This window comes from Pseudomonas graminis (genome assembly GCF_001705435.1).
In the GTDB taxonomy this organism is placed as follows: domain Bacteria; phylum Pseudomonadota; class Gammaproteobacteria; order Pseudomonadales; family Pseudomonadaceae; genus Aquipseudomonas; species Aquipseudomonas graminis_B.
The window spans coordinates 1-861 of the sequence record NZ_MDEN01000024.1 but is presented as its reverse complement, the minus strand read 5'-3'; the positions used below and the strand labels follow the sequence as shown (position 1 = coordinate 861).

At 46.5% G+C, this 861-nt stretch carries 1 pseudogene; it reads right to left on the bottom strand.

The window, feature by feature from the left end:
- Nucleotides 1–110: 110 nt before the first annotated feature.
- Nucleotides 111–861, bottom strand: a pseudogene (locus tag BBI10_RS00100) (Ig-like domain repeat protein); the annotation flags it as partial.

The following is an 861-nucleotide window of genomic DNA, read 5'->3' as shown; positions in this document are numbered from 1 at the left end:
CTAATGCAAGGGGACTGATTTATTTACACGCTTTACCGTAATTAATCTGTCCCCGGTTTAAATAAATCAGACCCCTTTATCATGCTCCTTTATCTTCCGTTTTGATACTCTTAGGGGGTGTAAGTGAGCTGTCTGATGGTTATATTGGCACCGTGTCCCGGCGCCTTCGCAGTAAAGTGTATATATTTTACTTTTGGCCCTGCAATATAAACAACTTGAGGGAAGGGTGCGTCACTTGTGCTGTCGAAATCCCTGGAGAAAATCCTTTCTCCGGTATCATTGTAAGCTTCCACTCTTAGTATGTCGTTTTGGGTAGGCTGCCAAACTCTGAGAGTTAGGTCTATGAGGACTGCGGAGTAAGTATGTCGTAATGCTGCTGTCATAGAGATTGGATCGGTTACGACAGCTTGCGCGTAAACTGTTGCAGTGTGATTTTCAATGTATCCGTATTGATCTCCAGTTACATAGCCTGAAACAGTTAGCACTAAACTTTCGCATTCTGCAGAATCGCCGACCCTCACTAAACGCTGATTCTCAACATTTTCGAATTTCTCTACTAGAAGCATCACAACTTGAAGCATCCATGCTTTTGATATCAGGCTCCCGTCCACATATTGAGCGGTGAAAATGTGCGTCGAAACTGATAATCCGCTCACCTGATATGTCCAGTCTCCGGTGGAATTGACAGTAACAATTCCTAGGGCCGCTGAACCGTCAATTATTTGGAGACGGGCGTTCGCATCGGCCGTTCCGGTCAAGTTGACAGTAGTGTCTTCGGTGTTCGCGCCGTTGGCGATCTCCGCCCCATAAGAGTCGGTCACCTTAGTAATCTCAATCGCGCCAACGTCGGGCACGCTCTTG